The organism is Acidiphilium iwatense (assembly GCF_021556475.1).
Classification (GTDB): Bacteria; Pseudomonadota; Alphaproteobacteria; order Acetobacterales; family Acetobacteraceae; genus Acidiphilium; species Acidiphilium iwatense.
Genome location: NZ_JAKGBZ010000141.1, coordinates 1 through 1,259, shown reverse-complemented (window position 1 = coordinate 1,259; position 1,259 = coordinate 1). Strand labels below are relative to the sequence as shown.

Here is a 1,259-nt window from a genome sequence, read left to right as displayed (position 1 = left end):
GTGGTCGAGGTGGTGGGTGGATTTGATTTGCGGGCGATGACCGGCCGCTATCGTGGCTCGGGTCAGGCATCCTACCACCCTCAAATCCTGCTTGGCATTATCATCTACGGTTATGCCACCGGGGTTTTTTCGAGCCGCAAGCTGGAACGAGCGAGCTATGACTCGGTGGCGTTTCGGGTGATCGCCGCCAACGAGCATCCCGATCACGACACAATTGCGGCGTTCCGACGGCGCTTTCTCAAGCAGATTGAGGGGCTGTTCGTTCAGGTTCTGGTCCTGGCTCGCGAGATGGGAGTTTTGAAACTCGGCACTGTGGCGCTGGATGGAACGAAGATCCACGCCAACGCCAGCCGGCATAGTGCGCTGTCGTATGAGCACGCGGGCAAGATCGAGGTGCAGTTAAAGGCCGAGGTGGCCGACCTCATGGCAAAAGCTGAGGCGGCCGATCGGGCCGATGTGGCGGACGGCATGTCGATCCCCGATGAACTCGCCCGGCGCGAGCAGCGTTTGGCAGCGATTGCCCGCGCAAAGGCCACGATCGAGGCGCGGGCGAAGGCACGTCATGCGCGCGAGCAGGCCGGATACGAAGCCAGGCAGGCGGCACGCGAAGCCAAGACCGCGGCAAGCGGCAAGAAGCCCAGAGGCGGGCCGCCTGCGCCGCCCGTCGCAGGACCACTTCCGACCGACCAGGTCAATTTAACCGATGAAGCGTCCCGCATCATGCCGATGGCGGGGGGCGGGTTCGATCAGTGTTACAACGCACAGGCGGTGGTGGCGGCCGACAGTCTGCTGGTCATTGCGGGGGAAGTCGTGCAGGCACCCAACGACAAGCAACAGCTCGAACCCATGCTGAACAAGATTGCTGAATTGCCCGACGTATTGGGCAAGGTTGACGATTTACTCGCCGATAACGGCTACTTCAGCGAAGGCAATGTGAACGCCTGTGCTGCTGCGGAGATCGGTCCGGTCATCGCGATGGGCCGCGAGGCGCATCATCCCTCGCTTTCCGAACGGTTTGCGCAGTCGCCACCCCCGCCGGAAAACCCAGATCCGCTTGAGGCAATGGACCCTCGCCTCAAGACGCCCGAAGGTAAAAAACTGTATGCCTTGCGCAAGCAAATACCAGAGCCGGTGTTCGGCATCATCAAATCGGTACTCGGCTTCCGTCAGTTTCTGCTTCGTGGGTTGGACAACGTGCGCGGCGAGTGGAGCCTTGTGACCATGGCCTGGAACATCAAGCGGATGTTCGTCCTGGCGGC

General features: G+C 61.5%; 1 protein-coding gene. It reads left to right on the top strand.

The annotated features are described in order from the left end of the window. Positions 1-1,259: transposase (locus L2A60_RS20435; RefSeq protein ID WP_235706299.1), on the top strand; the 1,259-nt coding region annotated here is incomplete at both ends.